This is a genomic window from Mesorhizobium sp. M0491 (assembly GCF_040321265.1).
Lineage (GTDB): Bacteria > Pseudomonadota > Alphaproteobacteria > Rhizobiales > Rhizobiaceae > Mesorhizobium.
Genome location: NZ_JAMYRE010000003.1, coordinates 194401 through 213484, shown reverse-complemented (window position 1 = coordinate 213484; position 19084 = coordinate 194401). Strand labels below are relative to the sequence as shown.

The 19084-nt window shown below is 61.9% G+C and carries 20 protein-coding genes and 1 tRNA gene; 6 read left to right on the top strand and 15 right to left on the bottom strand.

Annotation, left to right across the window (positions count from 1 at the left end; all coding sequences use genetic code 11):
* The first annotated feature begins 25 nt into the window (after nt 1-25).
* The gene (gene fghA, locus NKI69_RS04940) at nt 26-856 is read left to right on the top strand and encodes an S-formylglutathione hydrolase (protein ID WP_128303338.1); all 831 of its coding nucleotides are present in this window, start codon (nt 26-28) and stop codon (nt 854-856) included.
* Nucleotides 840-1139 (top strand): hypothetical protein, encoded by a 300-nt coding sequence (locus NKI69_RS04935; protein WP_352720289.1) that lies wholly within the window; start codon nt 840-842, stop codon nt 1137-1139. Before fghA ends, NKI69_RS04935 begins: the two co-directional genes overlap by 17 nt.
* A gap of 47 nt (nt 1140-1186) precedes the next feature.
* Here the strand turns inward: NKI69_RS04935 and NKI69_RS04930 are convergent, their stop codons facing one another.
* The 8 genes from NKI69_RS04930 to NKI69_RS04895 all read right to left on the bottom strand — a co-directional run bounded on the left by NKI69_RS04930 (nt 1187) and on the right by NKI69_RS04895 (nt 9413).
* On the bottom strand, nt 1187-1393 hold the full coding sequence (locus tag NKI69_RS04930) for a type II toxin-antitoxin system HicB family antitoxin (protein ID WP_127293307.1): 207 nt from the start codon (nt 1391-1393) through the stop codon (nt 1187-1189).
* A 4-nt stretch (nt 1394-1397) separates the two neighbouring features.
* Nucleotides 1398-1598: a type II toxin-antitoxin system HicA family toxin gene (locus NKI69_RS04925; protein WP_023810432.1), complete on the bottom strand. Its 201-nt coding sequence runs from the start codon at nt 1596-1598 to the stop codon at nt 1398-1400.
* A gap of 6 nt (nt 1599-1604) precedes the next feature.
* Nucleotides 1605-5381, bottom strand: coding sequence for a vitamin B12-dependent ribonucleotide reductase (locus NKI69_RS04920; RefSeq protein ID WP_352720287.1), 3777 nt, complete (start codon nt 5379-5381; stop codon nt 1605-1607).
* A gap of 596 nt (nt 5382-5977) precedes the next feature.
* A complete protein-coding gene (locus tag NKI69_RS04915) occupies nt 5978-6289 on the bottom strand; it encodes a PilZ domain-containing protein (protein ID WP_023810434.1) in 312 nt (103 codons plus the stop codon).
* Between the two features lie 132 nt (nt 6290-6421).
* The gene (locus NKI69_RS04910; RefSeq protein ID WP_023810435.1) at nt 6422-6910 is read right to left on the bottom strand and encodes an NUDIX hydrolase; all 489 of its coding nucleotides are present in this window, start codon (nt 6908-6910) and stop codon (nt 6422-6424) included.
* A 211-nt stretch (nt 6911-7121) separates the two neighbouring features.
* Nucleotides 7122-7622 carry a xanthine phosphoribosyltransferase gene (gpt, locus tag NKI69_RS04905; RefSeq protein WP_128303340.1) on the bottom strand — a complete coding sequence of 167 codons (501 nt, stop codon included), beginning with the start codon at nt 7620-7622 and terminating at the stop codon, nt 7122-7124.
* Nucleotides 7623-7754: 132 nt separating this feature from the next.
* Entirely contained in the window at nt 7755-8588 is an 834-nt protein-coding gene (locus NKI69_RS04900; protein ID WP_352720284.1) for a universal stress protein, read from the bottom strand.
* An 81-nt stretch (nt 8589-8669) separates the two neighbouring features.
* Nucleotides 8670-9413 carry a competence/damage-inducible protein A gene (locus tag NKI69_RS04895; RefSeq protein ID WP_352720282.1) on the bottom strand — a complete coding sequence of 248 codons (744 nt, stop codon included), beginning with the start codon at nt 9411-9413 and terminating at the stop codon, nt 8670-8672.
* A 321-nt stretch (nt 9414-9734) separates the two neighbouring features.
* On the opposite strand from NKI69_RS04895, the gene NKI69_RS04890 reads away from it, so the two are divergent.
* Nucleotides 9735-10016, top strand: coding sequence for a hypothetical protein (locus NKI69_RS04890; RefSeq protein WP_023810439.1), 282 nt, complete (start codon nt 9735-9737; stop codon nt 10014-10016).
* 159 nt (nt 10017-10175) lie between these two features.
* On the opposite strand, the gene NKI69_RS04885 is transcribed toward NKI69_RS04890, so the two are convergent.
* The 3 genes from NKI69_RS04885 to NKI69_RS04875 all read right to left on the bottom strand — a co-directional run bounded on the left by NKI69_RS04885 (nt 10176) and on the right by NKI69_RS04875 (nt 12082).
* Nucleotides 10176-10415: a DUF2188 domain-containing protein gene (locus NKI69_RS04885; RefSeq protein ID WP_013532013.1), complete on the bottom strand. Its 240-nt coding sequence runs from the start codon at nt 10413-10415 to the stop codon at nt 10176-10178.
* Between the two features lie 30 nt (nt 10416-10445).
* Nucleotides 10446-10724, bottom strand: a complete 279-nt coding sequence (locus NKI69_RS04880) for a DUF982 domain-containing protein (RefSeq protein WP_013532012.1) — start codon at nt 10722-10724, stop codon at nt 10446-10448.
* Between the two features lie 254 nt (nt 10725-10978).
* The gene (locus NKI69_RS04875; RefSeq protein WP_127293293.1) at nt 10979-12082 is read right to left on the bottom strand and encodes an NADH:flavin oxidoreductase/NADH oxidase; all 1104 of its coding nucleotides are present in this window, start codon (nt 12080-12082) and stop codon (nt 10979-10981) included.
* Between the two features lie 225 nt (nt 12083-12307).
* Between NKI69_RS04875 and NKI69_RS04870 the strand changes: the two genes are divergently transcribed.
* On the top strand, nt 12308-12886 hold the full coding sequence (locus tag NKI69_RS04870) for an NUDIX domain-containing protein (protein ID WP_023810442.1): 579 nt from the start codon (nt 12308-12310) through the stop codon (nt 12884-12886).
* Nucleotides 12887-12965: 79 nt separating this feature from the next.
* Here the strand turns inward: NKI69_RS04870 and NKI69_RS04865 are convergent.
* Nucleotides 12966-13050: transfer RNA gene (locus tag NKI69_RS04865), tRNA-Leu, on the bottom strand.
* Between the two features lie 374 nt (nt 13051-13424).
* Here NKI69_RS04865 and tig point away from each other — a divergent pair.
* Together tig and NKI69_RS04855 are read left to right on the top strand one after the other, a co-directional pair.
* Nucleotides 13425-14891, top strand: coding sequence for a trigger factor (gene tig, locus NKI69_RS04860; protein WP_023810443.1), 1467 nt, complete (start codon nt 13425-13427; stop codon nt 14889-14891).
* A gap of 160 nt (nt 14892-15051) precedes the next feature.
* Complete coding sequence (locus tag NKI69_RS04855; RefSeq protein ID WP_023810444.1) at nt 15052-15576, top strand: hypothetical protein; 525 nt, start codon at nt 15052-15054, stop codon at nt 15574-15576.
* Between the two features lie 254 nt (nt 15577-15830).
* Here the strand turns inward: NKI69_RS04855 and NKI69_RS04850 are convergent, their stop codons facing one another.
* Genes NKI69_RS04850 through NKI69_RS04840 form a run of 3 tightly spaced genes read right to left on the bottom strand, consistent with a single transcriptional unit; the run spans nt 15831 to nt 19050 of the window.
* Nucleotides 15831-17150 (bottom strand): M20 family metallopeptidase, encoded by a 1320-nt coding sequence (locus NKI69_RS04850; protein WP_352688601.1) that lies wholly within the window; start codon nt 17148-17150, stop codon nt 15831-15833.
* Entirely contained in the window at nt 17147-18106 is a 960-nt protein-coding gene (locus NKI69_RS04845; RefSeq protein ID WP_023810446.1) for an ABC transporter permease, read from the bottom strand. The genes NKI69_RS04850 and NKI69_RS04845 overlap by 4 nt, the downstream gene beginning before the upstream one ends.
* The gene (locus tag NKI69_RS04840) at nt 18103-19050 is read right to left on the bottom strand and encodes an ABC transporter permease (protein ID WP_023810447.1); all 948 of its coding nucleotides are present in this window, start codon (nt 19048-19050) and stop codon (nt 18103-18105) included. Before NKI69_RS04840 ends, NKI69_RS04845 begins: the two co-directional genes overlap by 4 nt.
* Nucleotides 19051-19084: the final 34 nt, after the last annotated feature.

The following is a 19084-nucleotide window of genomic DNA, read 5'->3' as shown; positions in this document are numbered from 1 at the left end:
ATCCGACCCGCAACGTGGAGAACACATGAAAATCATCTCTCAAACGAAAGCCCATGGCGGCGTGCAGGGCGTCTATTCCCATTTGTCGACGAGTTGCCGTTGCGACATGATTTTTGCCGTTTTCATACCTCCGCAGGCGCGGGAGGCGCCTTGTCCCGTTGTGTGGTATCTCTCAGGCCTGACGTGCACCCACGCCAATGTAATGGACAAGGGCGAGTACAGGCGCATGGCCGCCGAGCTTGGCCTGATCGTCGTTTGTCCCGACACCAGCCCGCGCGGGGCCGACATTCCGGATGAAAAAGACAACTGGCAGTTCGGCTCCGGCGCCGGCTTCTATCTCGATGCGACGCAAGAACCTTATGCGAAGAACTATCGTATGTATTCCTATGTCACCGAGGAGTTGCCAGCTCTCATCGCGGCTGAATTTCCAGCCGATATGGCGCGCCAGGCTATCTCCGGCCATTCGATGGGCGGGCATGGCGCGCTGACGATTGCCTTGAAGAATCCGCAGCGTTTCAAGAGCTGCTCGGCGTTCGCCCCGATCGCCCAGCCAAGCACCGCCGGCTGGTCGAGACCGGCCTTTGAGAAGTATCTGGGCAAGGATGAGGCCTTGTGGCGAACCTGTGACGCGACGTCGCTCATCGACGACGGATACCGTTTCCCCGAATTTCTGGTGGATCAGGGAACGTCGGATGGATTTCTTGACGACGGGCTGAGGCCCTGGCTGCTTGAGGCGGCCTGCGCCAAAGCGGGTATTCCGCTAAAATTGCGGATGCAGGATGGATATGATCACTCGTATCTTTTCATCTCCAGCTTCATGGACGACCATCTGAGATGGCATGCTGAGAGGCTTTGATCTGGGCAGGCCGAAGGCATGGCCAGATGCAAACAAGTTATCGAATCCGACGCCTTACACCGAGGGCGCCGCGCCTGCCGCCGTCAATTGCTACACATTCAGCCCCGACGCCGCCCACGCGAAAGAACTGAAAGCAGTAGCCGACCTCAATGAGATCCCCGAGCCGCCCTGCGGCGAAATGCCTGACGGCATCCAGTATTTCGAGGTGCCCACGGGTGAGGGGCGCAAGGTGCTGTTCGTGCTGATAAGGCAGGACGAGCAGACGCTGGAGGTGTTGCCTTAGAGATAGGAGGCGGGATCAGAGCCTGATCCGATTGAGTGAATTGCCTTCTACGCCTCTACGTATTCCGCGAGGCTGACACCCTTGGGCACATCCAGCCCATCGGCTCGCAAACCTTCGATGTGAAAGCGTATTGCATCGCGGATCTCGGTTTCCACTTCAGGCACAGTGGCACCTGTCGCGATGCAGCCGGGTAGGTCCGGCACATAGGCAGAGAAATTACTTCCTGCTTTTTCAATCACCACCGCGTAACGCATGTCATCACTCCTTCAAACCTGACTGCTTGAGGATGCTGTTCAGTGTTCCCTGTGCAACCTCTTCAGACGGCTTGCCAGCCACGGTGACGCGGCCGGCTTTGACTTCATGCTTATATTGGCGATGGCTGCCCTTGGTTGCAACCAGATACCAGCCGTCGGCCTCCAGCAGGCGAATGATCTCGCGAACTGTAAGCCGAGGTGGCACTAAACCTCAGCTGCACCCGCTCGTCGAACCACACGTATCGCACTTCTCACAGGTCCCATTCCGCACCATGGTGAAATTCTGGCACTCGGAGCAGGAATTGCCGGTGTAGCCCTGGAGCAGGGATCTTGCACGGCGGTCGTTGGCGAGTTTCTTGGCTTCGGCCGCCTCAACGGCCGCGGCATCGGTGAACAATCCCGCCGTGGCGTCGGAAGCAGCCGCTTCCTCGAAGGCGATGTCCTCGGCCAGTTCCTTCGCCCGCTCCTCATAGTCGCGCTTGTAGGCGACCGCTTCGTCGCTGGCCGGTTTCAGGGCCAGCACGTTGGAGCCGGAGAAGGCGGTCGGCACTGAGCGGGCAGGGGTGCCCGAGGGAGCCGCAAAGCCTTTCGGATCGTTGCCGCTGACGCGCGACACCAGCTTCACCGGCGAGGCGCCGCGGGTCAGGCCCTTGGAGACCGCATCCGTCTTGCCTTCGCTGATGCCGCGGCCAAGTGCGGTGTTGGAAAAGTCCGACTGGTCGACATGAGCGAGATCGTTGCGCCCGAGATAGGAGATCGCCAGCTCGCGGAACACGTAGTCGAGGATCGACGTCGCGCTCTTGATGGCGTCATTGCCCTGCACCATGCCGGCCGGCTCGAACTTGGTGAAGGTGAAGGCGTGCACATATTCGTCGAGTGGCACGCCGTACTGCAGGCCGAGCGAAATGGCGATGGCGAAGTTGTTGAGAAGGCCACGCAAGGTCGCGCCTTCCTTGTTCATGTCGATGAAGATCTCGCCGAGACGGCCATCGTCATATTCGCCGGTGCGCAGGAAGATGGTGTTGCCACCGATCTTGGCCTTCTGCGTGTAACCCTTGCGGCGGCCGGGCAGCTTTTCCTGCTCGCGCGACACGCGCTCGATGATGCGCTCGACGATCCGCTCGGTGATCTGTGCGGCACGTGCTGCCGCAGGTGCGGCGAGCAGCTGCTCGACGGCATCATCCTCGTCGTCCTCGCCATCGGCGAGCAGCGAGGAATTGAGCGGCTGCGACAGTTTCGAGCCGTCGCGGTAGAGCGCGTTGGCCTTCAGCGCCAGCTTCCACGACAGCATGTAGGCGCCCTTGGCGTCTTCCACCGTCGCGTCGTTGGGCATGTTGATGGTCTTCGAGATGGCGCCGGAAATGAAGGGCTGTGCCGCCGCCATCATCTGGATGTGGCTGTTGATCGAAAGCGAGCGCTTGCCGATCTTGCCGCACGGGCTGGCGCAGTCGAACACCGCCAGGTGTTCGGCCTTGAGGAAGGGCGCGCCTTCCAGCGTCATCGCACCGCAGACATGGATGTTGGCGGCCTCGATGTCTTTGCGGGAGAAGCCCAGCGCCGGCAGGATCTCGAACGAGAAGTCGTTGAGCTGCTCGTCGGTGAAGCCGAACGTCTCCTTCACCCAGTCGGCGCCGAGCGTCCACTGGTTGAAGACGAACTTGATGTCGAAGGCCGACTTCAAGGCTGCGTTGAGCGCCGCGATCTTGTCGTCGGTGAAACCCTTGGCCTTGAGCGCGCCGGGGTTGATGGCCGGCGCCTGGTTGAGGTTGCCGTGGCCGACCGCATAGGCCTCCATCTCGGCGATCTGGGCTTCGGAGTAGCCGAGCGTGCGCAGCGCTTCCGGCACGGCGCGGTTGATGATTTTGAAATAGCCGCCGCCGGCCAGTTTCTTGAACTTCACCAGCGCGAAGTCGGGCTCGATGCCGGTGGTGTCGCAATCCATGACCAGACCGATCGTGCCGGTCGGCGCAATCACGGTCGCCTGCGCGTTGCGGTAGCCATGCTCCTCGCCGAGTTCGATGGCGCGGTCCCAGGCGGCCTTAGCGTGGGTAGCAAGGTCCTGCTGCTTCAGGTCGGAAGCGACCAGCGGCACCGGATTGACGGCGAGCTTCTCGTAGCCCTGCTTCTCGCCATAGGCGGCACGGCGATGGTTGCGCATGACGCGCAGCATGTTCTGCGCATTGCGGTCGTAGTCGGCGAAGGCGCCGAGCTCGCCGGCCATCTCGGCCGAGGTGGCATAGGCCATGCCGGTCATGATCGCGGTGAGTGCGGCGCAGATCGCGCGGCCTTCATCGGAGTCGTAGGGAATGCCCGACGTCATCAGCAGGCCGCCGATATTGGCATAGCCGAGGCCGAGCGTGCGGTATTCGTAGGACTGCTTGGCGATCTCCTTCGACGGGAACTGCGCCATCATGACCGAGATTTCGAGAACGATGGTCCACAGCCGCACCGTGTGCTCGTAGGCTGCGATGTCGATCGTGCCGTCGGCGTTGCGGTAGGGCAGCAGATTGATCGAGGCGAGATTGCAGGCCGTGTCGTCGAGGAACATGTACTCCGAGCACGGGTTGGACGCCCGGATCGCACCAGCGGAAGCGCAGGTGTGCCAGTCGTTCATCGTGGTGTTGAAATGCAGGCCCGGATCGGCCGACGCCCAGGCGGCGTAACCGATCTTTTCCCAGATATCCCTGGCCTTCAGCGTTTTCATCACCTTGCCGTCCTTGCGGGCGGTCAGGTGCCAGTCGGCATCGTCCTCGACGGCGCGCAGGAAATTGTCCTTCAGCGACACCGAATTGTTGGAGTTCTGGCCCGAAACCGTGAGGTAGGCATCCGAATCCCAGTCGGTGTCGTAGGTCTTGAACGACATCGAGCTATAGCCCTGCTTGGCGAACTGGATGACGCGGTAGATGTAGTTCTCCGGCACGGCGGATTTCTTGGCCGCCTTGATCTCGCGCTTCAGCGCGGAGTTGATCGACGGGTCGAAGCAGTCGTCGCCATTGCCTTCGCAGTTGACGCAGGCCTTCATGATCGCTTCGAGATGCTTCTTGACGATCTTCGAGCCGGTCACCAGCGAGGCGACCTTCTGCTCTTCATTGACCTTCCAGTCGATGAATTCCTCGATATCGGGGTGGTCGGCGTCGACAATGACCATTTTGGCGGCGCGGCGCGTGGTGCCGCCCGACTTGATGGCGCCCGCCGCACGGTCGCCGATCTTGAGGAAGCTCATCAGGCCCGACGAGCGGCCGCCGCCGGACAGTTTTTCGCCTTCGCCGCGCAGCAGCGAGAAGTTGGAGCCGGTGCCGGAGCCGTATTTGAACAGGCGCGCTTCACGCACCCACAGGTCCATGATGCCGCCCTCGTTGACGAGGTCGTCCTGTACGCCCTGGATGAAGCAGGCATGCGGCTGCGGATGCTCGTAGGAGGATTTCGACTTGGTCAGCTTGCCGGTGAACGGGTCGACATAGAAGTGGCCCTGGCTCGGGCCGTCAATGCCATAGGCCCAGTGCAGGCCGGTGTTGAACCATTGCGGCGAGTTCGGCGCGACGCGCTGGGTGGCCAGCATGTAGGCAAGCTCGTCGCGGAAGGCGCGCGCGTCTTCCTCCGACCCCTTGAAGTAGCCGCCTTTCCAGCCCCAGTAAGTCCAGGTGCCGGCAAGCCGGTCGAAGACCTGGCGGGCGTCGATCTCGGAGCCGTAGCGCTCGGCTTCCGGCAGCTTCGCCAGTTCCGCCTCATCGGCTACGGAGCGCCACAGGAAGGAGGGGACGTCGTTCTCTTCGATCTTCTTCAGGCACGCCGGCACACCGGCCTTGCGGAAATATTTCTGCGCCAGGATATCGGCTGCAACTTGGGAGAACTGCGCCGGCACGTCGATATTGTCCAAGCGGAAGACCACCGAGCCATCCGGATTCTTGATCTCCGAAAGCGCCTTGCGGAATTCGATCTCCGCATAGGCAGACTGTCCTGGCTTGGTGAAACGACGCTCGATGCGCATTGGTCCGGTCCCTTTTGTCTATATATAGCGCTTTTCCCCAGGGATTTCTGCCCCCGATGCGAAACACGCATGTCCGCCGTCTGCCGGCGTTCGAAAACGGCCGGCTCTCCATTTCGCAGCCTCCGCCGGCCCTGCTGGTCAAACTCCTTGCGAAGTACCTGTCCAACACGTCGACGAACCCACGGGTCCCTCAAAACTGATTTTTTCCGATTCCCTCGGTCGAGCGAAATTCACACTATCTAGCGTCGACCCTACCTGCAAACACTAAATATAGTATTAACAGACAATTTATTCAAGCCCGACAATTGTCCCTATCGACCCCAACCGCCCCACAATTCCAACGCTTCCGCCGGCCTCGTAAACAGGCGGAAATGCGAGCAAAACGCACATAATCCGGGAAAAAGACCGGGCTCAGAACTTTCCGGTCGCACTCTCAACAGGAGCGCATGGCCTATAAAAGGCGACTCGTTTTGCGCCGTCAAGGATTCGTTTGCGTAGCTTTTGTGACCCCAACATCTTGTGTGTCACATATGTGGATAACGGGGATAGAATGCAGGCGCGGATCACGATTTTCCGCGCGCAAGCTTGCCCGGGCGTCAGCCGTAATGCAGCCGGGGTTTTGGCTCGGTGCCGGTGAACTGCACCCCGATACGGTCGTTGCGTCGCCAGCGGACCTCGCAACGATAGGCAATGCCGTCGAGCGGCACATAGAGAAGGAAGCGATCTGGGACCCGGGCTTCGAGCGGTATCTTCAGTTCGGCGCCGCCGTCGTGCTGATTGCGCAGCGTGCAGCCCACTTCCGAATTCGAAATTCCGGTGATGATCGACCCGCCCTTGAGCACGCGCGGACGACGCTCGCGCTGGGGCTCGTCGGACTCGTTTGGAATTGGATTTGCGGGATTCGCCATCGATCAAAAATACCAGAGCTGCCGAATCCTATCCTTGATTCCTTAGCAAAGCATTCATGTCGATACGCGGCAACGCATGTCCAGCCCTTGCAAGCCAGTCCCGTTTTGCAAAGAGCGCGGTGTGGCCGCCCGTCAGGAGAAGCTGTGCGGGTCGGCGCAGAAATAGGCGATGATCTGGCAAAGGTCGGGTTCGTTGACCATGCGCACCGCTTCGCTTGCGCGGACCCATTTGCGGGTGCGTGAGTGTTTTTCCTTCCAGCGGTCCGCGACTTTGTCGACATGCAGCGGAAACACCAGGACCTCGCACGGCACTTCTTCGCCGGAAGCCAGTACCTTGGCGTAGAAGTAACGGCCGGCTTCAAGATGAGAGACACGACCGCGCAGCCCGGCCTCCTCGCCGGCTTCGCGCGCCGCGGCCTCGCAGAGCGGCTCCCTGGCCTCGGGCCAGCCCTTGGGCAACACCCATCGACCCGTATCGCGGCTGGTGATCAGCATGATCTCGACGCCGTCTCCCGTGTCGCGCCAAGGCAGGGCGGCAACCTGCAGGCGGCACGGCGCCGTGCCGAAGAGCCGTCGGACCCTTTCGGCCAGATGATTATGTGTCGTTGGCCTCGTCAACATCGAAGAAGCTAGCCCCAGCCTCCGGAATCGTTTGCCGTCTCACGAATCTTACGGCTAATTGTCGGCAATAAAAGTAAAAAATTTCATTCGCCTGGCCGATTTCCGCCGATAGACGTCGATTTCACAAAATATCCGGCCCTGCCGGACCTGTTTGCGAAAGCAAATCATCCCCAGTGCAAGCTGCCGGTCTGTAACAGGCAGGTAGTTCGAATCAGCCCGCGTGGTCGTCGGCGATCGGCTTCTGGTAGGTGAAGCCCATGTCCCACGGGAAATAGATCCAGGTGTCCTGGCTGACTTCGGTGACGAAAGTATCGACCAGCGGCCGGCCTTTCGGCTTGGCGTAGACGGTGGCGAAATGCGCCTTGGGCATCATCGCGCGCACGATGCCCGCCGTCTTGCCGGTGTCGGTCAGGTCATCGATGATCAGCACGCCGGCGCCGTCTTCGGCGAGCAGGGCAGGGGTGATCTCCTTGAGGACCTGCAGCTGCCCCTGGCTGGTATAGTCGTGATAGGAGGCGACGCAGACCGTCTCGATGACGCGGATGCCGAGTTCACGCGAGATGATCGCCGCGGGGACCAGCCCGCCTCGCGTGATGCAGACGATCGCTTTCCATTGTCCCTTGTTGGCGCCGGAAAGCCGCCAGGCGAGCGCCCGGGCGTCGCGATGGAACTGGTCCCAGGAGACCGGAAAGGCTTTTTCGGGAAGGGACATGTCGCGCACTCCACAGCACGCGGGGATCGCGCGCAGGTAAACAGGGGAATGCGCGCGGAATTAGCTGGAAAGCCCCCATCTTGGCAAGAGCAAGGGCCTTGGCAAAGGCAAGGGCCAACGATCGGTGTGGACCTACCGCGACAGGAAGGCTGCCACCGGCGCGGTGCGCAGCACGCTGCGCGTCACGCCGCCGAACAGAAGCTGACGCAGCCATGAGTGGCTGTAGGCACCAAGCACCAGCAGATCGGCGCCGGTTTCCGCGATCCTGGTCTGGATGATGTCATCGACCGAACTGCCGCCCGACTGCTGCACCGAGACGCTGACGGTGGCGCCGTGGCGCGATAGCGCCGACGCGATTTCGGCGCCGGCGGCCTCCGGGCTGTCGTCGAGCGTTTCAGGAGGGTCGATAACCAATATGTCGGTCTTCTCGGCTTCGATGATGAAGGGCAGCGCGTCGAAGGCGGCGCGTGCCGCTTCCTTGCTTCCGTTCCAGGCGAGCAAGACGCGTTTGAAGGTGGTGATCAGCGGACCCTCGTGCGGCACCACCAGCACCGGCCGGCCGGCATCGTAGACCAGCGTGTCTACGTCCGCGCTGGAATCTCCGCCCGTTTCGCGCTGCGCCGCTATGATCAGGTCGGCGGCCCGCACGCTCGAAATCCCGGACAGTGCGCTGTCACCCGAAAAGCTTTCCAGGCTTCGCCACTCGAAGGAAAGACCGGAATCCTCGATATGCCTGAGAAACAGCGTCCTCAACTTCTCGGCCCGTTCCCGGTTCATGTCTGCCGAAACCTGCAGGAATTCGGTGTCGGGAAAGCCTGTGGCGGAGGTGTAGGGCACGGGAAGCGTTTCGGCGTGGATGCCGACCAGATGGCTCTGAAACCGGGTGGCGAGCGGAATGGCGCAGTCGAGCACGCGCTCGGCGTCCTGCTCGTTCTGCAGAATGGCGACGATGGTTTTGAATCGCATGACAATCCCTCGGTTTACGAGCTGGCGAACTCGTGCCGGGGAAACGTTGCAGCGTCGTGCTTTGTTCCGGCCTGGACCCGATCAGCCGGGATTGCTGGCGAAGCCGGCGACCATCGCCTCGACATCGGCGCGGGCGGCGTCCAGCGCCTCCTGGCTGCGGGCACGCACGACCAACTCGGTCCAGAACTTGCCATCGCCATATTTCGGGTAGGAGCCGATGATCGTATCGGGATGCGCTTTCTGGATATCACCCAGCGGCCCGCCGATGAGGCCTTCGCCGAACGGGCAGGGCACGGTCGCCGACAGCATCTTCGTGCCGGCCTTCAGCGTCGGCACGACATTGTCGAGCATGGCTTGGAAAATCGATGGCACGCCGGCCATGACGTGGACGTTGCCGATGCGGAAGCCAGGCGCGACCGACACCGGATTGTCGATGAGATCGGCGCCGCGCGGCATCCGCGCCATGCGCTTGCGGGCCTGCGTGTATTCGATGCCGCGCGCGGCATAGCTTGCTTCCAGCATCGCATAGGCCCGGGCATCGTATTCGCAAGGCACGCCAAAAGCCTTGGATATGGAATCGGCCGTGATGTCGTCATGCGTCGGACCGATGCCGCCGGTGGTGAACACATAGGTGTAACGGCTGCGCACGGCATTCACCGCCGCGATGATCTCGTCTTCCTCGTCAGGGACGATGCGCACTTCCTTGAGGTCGATGCCGATCGCCGTCATGATGTCGGCGAGATGGCCGATGTTCTTGTCCTTGGTGCGGCCGGACAGAATCTCATCGCCGATGACGAGCATGGCGGCGGTCACGATTTCAGGCATGGAAGGCTCCGGCAAGGCGAGTGGCCTGGGAAGGCGAGTGGTCTGAGATAGCGCGGCGCGACGGTGGCCGCAATGTCATCTTCGCGCCGCCACGGCGAGCCGATGAGGTCAAGGATCTAGGTTCGAACTGGTCGAGGGAATAGGGCACATGCCGCAATTCGTGATCCCGGAGCGAACCGCCGCATTCATCGAGCGCATCGCCGGCCGGGCTTTGCTGGTCAGGGCCTCACCTCAGCTTCACGACAATTTCAAGGAACCATTCGGCTGACTACCGGGTTTTATGAGTGTCGCACCAAGGCGGCTAAGATACGGAGTGATTCAATGGTTACAAAAATTCTCGCAGCATCTGTTCTGACGATCGGTCTCGCAACATCGGCGATGGCGCAGTCACTGGACGACAGGTATTCCAACAATCGTGATTGGTGGCTGTTCGGCGACAACGACCAGACAACTGTCGACCCCTATACCACGGGAAGCATCCGTGACGGCTCCGGGTTGAACACCCAAGGCAATACCGGCGCAATAGGCCCATGTGCCCACAACACGCCCGGCCCGGACGCCAACGCAGGGCAAAACGTCAACGATCAGTATTGCGGCAAATAGCCAGAACGCGATTTCCGAAAAGCGCACACTGATTTTCTGGAAAGCAATGTTCGAGGGCTAGTCCGCAAGGACAGCCGCTGGCCGCTGGCGCGTCCTTTCTCCGGACGGCGCTGCGGTCGGCGCCCTGTCGGACCGCTCAACATCAAGCGCTATACCGAATTAATCTGAGACTTCTGTCTGCGGCCGGTCGCGGCCGTCGGCCAATTCTTCGTGCCATTTGCCTTCGGCGTCCTCATACTGGATGCCGTCGGTCGCTCCGGCGACCTGCTGCTCGGCCGAGGCGATTTCGGCTGCGCGCAACGCGTCCTGATGCGTGGGAAACGTCTCGGAAAAGGTCGCTCCGACCTTGTAGGCCCAGCCGCCGTCATGCTCGACGATCTTGTAAGTCAGCTTCGCCATGGAAAACCTCCGGTTGAAAGGTCCGTCTGCTCAATGCAGCCGGTCGTCGGGCAGTCTGTCGTCGGGCACCAGCACTTCCGATTCCTTGGCGGCTTCAATCAGCGCCCGGCGCGCATCTGCTGTCGAACGATAACCTTCCAGCACTTTGAGGCAAGTGTCGAGGGCATCACGATGGCGCGGGCCGCGATTGAGCGGCCACACCGTCATCAGGCACTCCGCGGCCTCCTGGGCGCTGCGGATGTGGCGATATTTGCCGACGTGGCCAAGTTCGACGACGACCGGCACTTCAAAAGGTTTGTTGTCCATCATGGCCGCAACGCAAAGCAGCCAAATTGGTTGCAACCATGGCCGTCAGCCTGCGCCCAAACGTCTCAGAGGCTGTTTGAAGGTTCTACACCTGCGGTCAGCGCCGCAACCGGCAAGCATGCCCTGAACAGTTTCCTCCCACGCCCGGCCACGCCCGCCGCAGCCTCGTCCCACCCAACAGCTTGCGGACGGAATAGCTGCGAAGCACCGTCAAGCTGTCTGGAGACAGGAGGGCGCGTGTCGGGAGCGCGGACCGTTCAGCCTACTGCCTTCATCCAGTGCTGCATCGTGGTCACCGAACGGGCAAGTTGTGGCGCCGGGTGGATTGTCTCGCTGAATGTCGCCGCCGCACGCCATCCCCAGCGCGGATCAGCCAGGAAGGCCCGCGCCAGCGCCACCATGTCGGCGCGGCCCTCGGTGAGGATCGCTTCGGCCTGCTTGGGGTCGTCGATCAGGCCGACGGCGCGGGTCGGAATATCAGCGCCCTTGCGCACCGCCTCCGCCAGATGCACCTGATAGCCGGGGCCGGCGGGCAATTTCTGCAACGGCGAATTGCCGCCGCTCGAGCAGCAGAGATAGGCAACGCCTTCGTCCTTGAGCGCTTTGGCCACTTCGATCGCGTCCGCCACATCGAAGCCGCCGTCGACCCAATCCTTCACCGACAGCCTTGCGCCGAGCATCAGCTTTGGCACCGCCTTGCGCACCGCCTTGGCGATTTCGACGGCAAGACGCATGCGGTTTTCCAGCGAGCCACCCCAGCGGTCCGAGCGCTGGTTGGACAAGGGCGACAGGAACTGGAAGATCAAATAGCCATGCGCGGCGTGCAGTTCGATGAAATCGAAGCCGGCGCGTTCGGCTCGCCTTGCGGCCTCGGCGAAGCGTTCGATGAGCTGCAGGATCTCCTCGTCCTCCAACGCGTGCGGCACGTTCCAACCTGTGTCGTAGGGGATGGCCGAGGCGGAAACGGTCTGCCAGGGATCCTCGTTTGGCTGCAGTGGCCCGCCGCCTTCCCACGGCTTGCGGTTCGAAGCCTTGCGGCCGGCATGGGCGAGTTGGGAGCCGAATTTCGTGCCGGGTGCGGCGACGCGTCGTGCGGCGTCCAGTGCGCGGCGGGCGGCGGCTTCATTGTCTTCGGAATAAAGGCCGAGGCAGCCATGGGTAATACGCCCGCGCCGCTCGACATCGGTCATCTCGACTGTGACCATGCCGGCGCCGGACATTGCGAGATTCATCCAGTGATGGAGATGCCAGTCACTGGCCGAGCCGTCGTCGGCGGAATACTGGCACATCGGCGCGACGGCGATGCGGTTGGGGAAGGTGAGGCCGTCGAGGGTGATCGACTGGAAAAGCGACGCTGTCATGAGAAACTCCGGGAGGGTTCGCAGCTATTTAGGCGACCGATGGCGCCTGCGCCAGACACGAGGCGGTGAAAGGGGTTCTGGACCAATCACTGACGGGATTGCCGAAATGCCGGTTCGCGGATAGGCCTCGGCAATGCATGGCGCCCAAAAGTGGCCCCGGTTTGGGAGAACGACACGCATAAAACAGGAGCATAAAGCGCGACGCGCTTTTGCATGGAGACCACGATGGAAGATCGTATTCGCGTCCGTTCGGAGGAAATCCTCTCGGACGACTGGGCCGTCCTGAAGAAGACCGTTCTCGACTACCGTCGGCGCGACGGTCAGTGGGAGACGCAAATCCGCCAGACCTATGATCGCGGCGATGGCGCGGTGATCCTGCCTTACGACCCCTTGCGTTCGACCGTGCTTCTGGTGCGCCAGTTCCGCTATCCCGCCTATGTCACCGGCCACCGCGAGCCGCTGATCGAGGCCTGTGCCGGCCTGTTGGACGAAAACGATCCCGAAACCTGCATCCGCAAGGAGGCGGAGGAAGAACTCGGCTACCGGCTGCAGAACGTCGAGCGGCTGTTTTCGCCCTATATGAGCCCCGGCAGCGTCACCGAACGTCTCTGGTTTTTCATCGCCCGTTATTCACCCGCCGACCGCATCTCGGCCGGCGGCGGGGCGCAAGAAGAGGGCGAGGACATCGAGGTCCTGGAAATGCCGCTCGACGAGGCCCTGGCCGGCATCGCCGATGGCCGTATCCTCGACGCCAAGACCATTATCCTGATCCAGCATCTGAAGCTCAATCCGATCGCTGACTGAACGGTATTGGGCTTCGGGGAAACTCCTTCGTCTAACGAGCTTCGGGTGGCCCGCCACCCGAAGCTCGAAGAGCGAAGGGTGGTGCGGATGAAGGGACTCGAACCCCCACGCCTTTCGGCACTGGAACCTAAATCCAGGGCGTCTACCAGTTCCGCCACATCCGCATGGACCGGCAATCCCATGTAGCCATCATTCTGTCAATGTCGGAGACAAGATGTGGGTCAGGGACAAGATGTGGGTCAGGCCCGAATGCTGGTTGTTCGCCGGAATGCGAAGACTGTTGAAAATTGGCCTCGCCTGTGACAAAAGGCGTGTCAAATGTGACGGGACGCGACGATCCGCTTCTGCAGAATGTGATAAGAAGTAGGAAAAACAAGAACTTATTCACATTTTGGAACGCAGTTTGGGAGAGTTTGAGCCGGGTTTTCGGTCAAATCGCCAGGTTCCGTACCAAAAGCCATTCCCGGCAAGAATATACCGGCAGGCTGTGAACGGCAGAGGCCGTGGCAGTCTCATTGGTGAAAACAAAGGTTTTACGATGCAGGTCACCGAAACGCTCAACTCCGGTCTCAAGCGAGAGATCAAGATCACCGTGCCGGCCGGTGACATGGAAGCCAAGCTGATGGCGCGGCTTTCGGATGCCCGCAACAAGGTCCGCATCAACGGCTTCCGTCCCGGCAAGGTGCCGGTGCAGCACCTGCGCAAGGTCTACGGCAAGTCGTTCATGGCCGAAGTGGTCAACGAAATCCTCAACGATTCGACCCGTTCGATCATTACCGGGCGTGGTGAAAAGGCTGCCATGCAGCCCGAAGTCATCATGACCGAGGACGAGAAGGAAGCCGAGAAGATCCTGGCCGGCGGCGCTGACTTCGAATTCCGCCTCAACTACGAGATCATTCCGGCGATCGAGATCAAAGACTTTTCCGACATCAAGGTGACACGCCAGGTGTTCGACGTGCCTGATGCCGAGATCGACGAGCAGGTCCAGCGTGTTGCCGAATCGGCGCGCAGCTATGAGCCGAAGACCGGCAAGGCCGCCAATGGCGACCGCGTCACCATCGACTATGTCGGCAAGATCGACGGCGAGGCCTTCAATGGCGGCGCCGGCACCGATCAGCCGCTGGTTCTGGGCTCGAAGGAGTTCATCCCCGGCTTCGAGGATCAGCTGGTCGGCGCCAAGGCCGGTGACGAAAAGCAGGTCACCGTGACTTTCCCGGAAAACTACCAGGCCGCGCATCTGGCCGGCAAGGAAGCGACCTTCGACGTCACCGTCAAGGAAGTGTCCCAGCCCGGCGCGCTGGAAATCAACGACGAGACCGCCAAGAACCTCGGCCTGGAGTCGCTGGAGCGCCTGCGCGACGTCGTACGCGGCCAGATCGAGAACCAGTTCGGCGCTATGACGCGCCAGAAGGTCAAGCGCCAGCTGCTCGACCAGCTCGACGCGGCCTATTCGTTCGAGGCGCCATCGAAGCTCGTCGACGCCGAGTTCAACAACATCTGGGCGCAGGTCAATCGTGATCTGGAAGCAGCCGGACGCACCTTCGCCGACGAAGAGACGACGGAAGAAGAGGCGCGTGCCGAGTATCTGCGGCTTGCCGAGCGCCGCGTGCGCCTTGGCTTGGTGCTGGCTGAAATTGGCGAGAAGGCCGGCGTCACCGTATCGGACGAAGAGCTGCAGCGCGGCCTGTTCGAGCAGGTGCGCCGCTATCCGGGCAACCAGCAGCAGGAAGTCTTCGAGTTCTACCGCAACAATCCGGAAGCGTTGAACACGCTGCGGGCGCCGATGTTCGAGGAGAAGGTGGTCGACCATCTGCTCGGTCAGATTTCGGTCACCGACGTCAAGGTCAGCAAGGAAGAGCTGATGGCCGACGACGAAGAGGACGAGACCGCCGTCAAGGCGAAGCCGGCGAAGAAAGCCGCCGCCAAGAAGGCCGACGCCAAGAAGGCCGACGACGCGGAAGAGCCCAAGAAGAAGGCTGCGCCGAAGAAGAAGGCCGCCGAATAACACCAGCGCTCCGCTGAAACAGGAAGGCCGCCGTCGAGGCGGCCTTTTTCGTTGCCAAACTGCAACAGCCGCCATGCTTCGCACGCGACGGCCTGTGGCGACCAAGCTTTGATCATTATCTGCGCTTCTATTGCAAGCCGCTTGGTTGTTGGAGGGCGTGTTGAGACTGTTCGTCGAATTGGGACACGCTTCGGCAATCGCGCTGATGCTTGTCTCGGTCTGCGGCATTGCCCAGGCCGGCACGGTGCCTGACAACTGGCGGTTCGGCACGAGTGAAGACGGCCTCGTCACGGCCTCGCTCTATGCCACCAACAAGCTGATCACCGGCGGCGGTGCCTTGAGCTACAGCCCGATCCTGACGATTGCCTGCCGGGTAAACGGCGAGCCGCATTGGACTGAATGGCTGCAACTGAACGACGCTGTTTCGGCCAGCCGCAAGATCACCATGTCGATCACGGTCGATCAGGAGAGCAAGTTCGATGAAAGCTGGTCGGTCGGGCCGCGCGGCCGGATGCTGGTGCGCGATGGAGCCGACGGCATCAGGCGCCTTGTCGCCGCGAACCGGCTCCAGCTTTCCTGGCGGTTCGGGCTGCTGGCGGGGCGCGGCGAGGCCGATTTCGACCTCGCCGGGTTCGGCGAAGCGGTCAACCAGGTAGCCGGCAGCTGCAACACCGATCCGCCGTGAACGGACCGCAACGGGCACGGCTTGCTGCACAGGCGTTCAGCTCAAATCACGTGCGCAAGCTCGCCGGGTGTCAGAACGCGACGACGTCACCAGGCAGGGGCGCAACCATGCCTGCAGTGCGGCAAAGATCGATCACTTGCCGCATGGCGGGAACTCGAGGGCGTGCCGCCGCCGGTCGATGACCAGAAGCTGCGGCTCCTGTCGAAGGGCCATGGCCCCTATGCTGCGTTGTCGCACTGCCAATCGTCTGCCCGCTAGCGGCACCATTTTTCGACGGCAATTGCAATTGCCTTGGTGCAATCGACGAGATCGCGCACCGAAACGCGTTCGTTCGGCTGATGCGCCTGCGCGGGGTCGCCGGGACCGAAATTGACGGTCGGGGTGTTGCCGAGGCCGGTCGGCAGGCCGATGTCGCTGTGCGCGCCAAAGCCACTCAGGACCGGCGAGAGATTGGCTTCTTTGACGGCCTCCTGGAAGACGCCGACAAAGGGATTGTCCGCTGGGATCTCGGCGCAGTCGGCGTCGAGAATCCATTCGACGCGGGCAGGGCGCTGGCGAAGATAAGGGTCTGCCTGGCAGACATTGGCTATGTGCTCTTCGATTTCGCGTTTGACGTTGCCGCCCAATTTGAACTCGTCATGCTCGCTCGGCAGATATTGAGCGTCGATGATGATCTCGCCGCGCCCTGCCATGGAGGACGGATGTTCGCCGGCGCTCATCTGGGTGACGATGATCTGGTTGGGCAGGTCCATCAACGGATGGTTCTTTCTGGGATCGAACATCCAGCGCCGGTTGAGGATGTCGATGCCGTCGAGGATCTGCCGGCAAAGCTGGACGGCATCGACCGGGCCGCTCGAATACCAGGCATTGGGCGTCAGCTCCGCATGCCCGCCTATGCCGTCAATGATGATCTTCCCCCACAGAATGCCGTGACAGAGCGGTGCGATCCTGTTCGCGGTCGGTTCGGTCATGATGCCGGCGTCGGCGTGAAAGCCGCGATCGACCATGGCCAGCGACCCCATGCCGCCGATTTCCTCATCGACCACGGTGGTGAAGACGACGTCTCCGGACAGGGGAATGTCGAGTCCCCTCAGGATCTCGACGGCCATCAGCATGCAGGCGACGCCGCCTTTCATGTCGACCGTACCACGGCCGTGTAGAAAACCGTCCTTGAGGACGGGCTGGAACGGGTCGGTCGTCCAGTGACCGGCGGCGCCGGGCGGGACGACATCGATATGGCCGGTCAGCATGATGGAGCGACCGCCGCCCGTGCCCTTCAAGACGCCGCCGAGATTGGGCCGGCCTTCGAACGTCCTGCCTTTGTTGGCGCCGGCCCGCCCCTTGTATTTTTCGTAGAGTGCTGGGCCGTCCGGGTCCCATAGATCGGTCGAGAAGCCTAGCGCCTCGATCCGCTTTTGCAGATAGAGCTGGCAATCACGCTCGCCGGGGCCGGCCTCCTTTGGATCGGATTTCACGATCGAGGGGAAGGCGACGAGATCGCTCAGCGTTTGGACGATACGGTCAGCGCTTGCTTCGACGCGCGCGGCAATGATCTCTTCCATGGACGGCATCATGATCTCCAACGTTGGGAAAGTCGGTCGGCGAGAAGGACGAAAACCAGAAGGGCGCCGACAATCCCCACCTGCCAAACCGTGTTGATGTTCAATTGCAGAAGGCCGGTCTTCAGCGTGACCAGCAGCAGGACGGCCGCGAACACGCCGCCGACGCCGCCACGCCCGCCGGTGATGGCGATGCCGCCGAGCATGGCCGCAGTCAGCGATTCGAGTTCGAGGTTCTGGCCGATATTGGGCCTGCCGCTGCCGAGCCAGGCGATCGAGACGAGTCCCGCGGCGCCGGCGAGCGCGCCACTCAAGGCGTAGAGGACCAAGCGAACGCGATCGACCGGAATACCGACCAGCCTGGCCGAGCGTTCGTTGAAGCCCATGGCGTAGATCCAGCGCCCCCACGCTGTCGAGAGCAGCACCAAACCGGCTAGCGCAAAGCAGGGGATGGCAAGGGTGAGAAAGGGCAGGGGAATGCCCATGACGACGCCGCGCCCCCACACAAGCAGCCAGGAGGGCACGCCGGCTTGGGCCGCGCCGCCGGTAATGGCAAGTGCAGCGCCGGAATAGACGAAGAAGGTGCCGAGCGTCGCGATGAAGGGGAGAAGCGCGAGCCCGTTCACCAGCCATCCGTTCAAGGCACCGAGCATCGCGCCGGCCAGGATGCAGACGGCGGGCAGCAGGACCGGCGGCAATCCCAGCTTGAGGCAAAGCATCGCGACGATGGCGGACAGCGAGACCGCGCCGCCGACCGAGAGGTCGATGCCGGCGCCACCGGCCATGATGACCAATCCCTGCCCAAGGCCGACCAGGGCCAGGATCGTCGAGAACTGAAGAATGGTGGTGACAGTGCCGAGATGGAAGACAGACGGCTTGAGCGCCAGCAGGCCGAAAATGACGATCAGCCAAAGCGTACAGAGCAAAGCCAGGGTAAGGGCCGGGCCCTGCAGGTTGCGGAACGTTTTCATGCGCGGGCTCGTTGAAATCTGCCGAGCGGCAATCGGTTGCAAACAGCTTCGAAGCCAAGCACGCCGATGATGAGAACGCCGGTGACGACAGGCTGCCAAAGGGAGGGGACACCGATCAGCAGCAGACCGTTTTGCAGGATTCTAAGCAGAAGCACGCCGAGCACGGTGCCGATCAGGCTGCATCTGCCGCCCAATATGCTGGTGCCGCCAAGAATGACCGCGGCAATGGCGTCGAGCGCCAGCGTGCTGCCGATCGTCATCTCCACATTGCGATAGGTGGCGACATAGAACGTGGCGGCAATGCCAGTCAGCACACCGCTGATGGCGAAGGTCATGAAGCGGATCTTGATCACTGGGATGCCAGAAAGCCGCGCTTTTTCCTCCGAATTGCCGATCGCCAGCAGATGCAGCCCATAAGGGGTTCGCCGCAGCGCCAGCCAGACGGCCAGATAGGCAGCGGCAATCACCAGGGCAGGGACGGGGACGCCGAGCACGCTGGTTGCAAGAAGATCTGTAAGGCTCGAGGGCAGGCCCGAAAGCCATTGCCCTCCGAGAAGTACGAAGACGGCGGTGCGGTAGACACCGAGCAGGCCGAGTGTACCGACAATTGCCGGAACGCGGCCGAGGACAACGACGGCGGCGGTCACGCATCCCAGCACCGCACCGACCAAAGGACCCGCAATGAGCGCCAGCAGCGGATTGCCGCCGGCGCCGAGCACGCGCCCAATGGCGATCGCCGCCAGACCCATGACGATGCCGATCGAGACATCGATGCCGCCCATGGCGAGCAGCAGGGTCATGCCAAGGCCGATCAGCAGCAACTCGACACTGTTGCGCAAGACCGTGGCTGCATTGCCTGATGTCGCGTAGTGCGGCGATGCGACAGAAAAGATGACGATCGCCAGCAAACAGGCGACAAGCAGAGACCACTCCCGCCCGCTCATGGAGAAGACACCGTTTCCAAACTGCCGCACCACG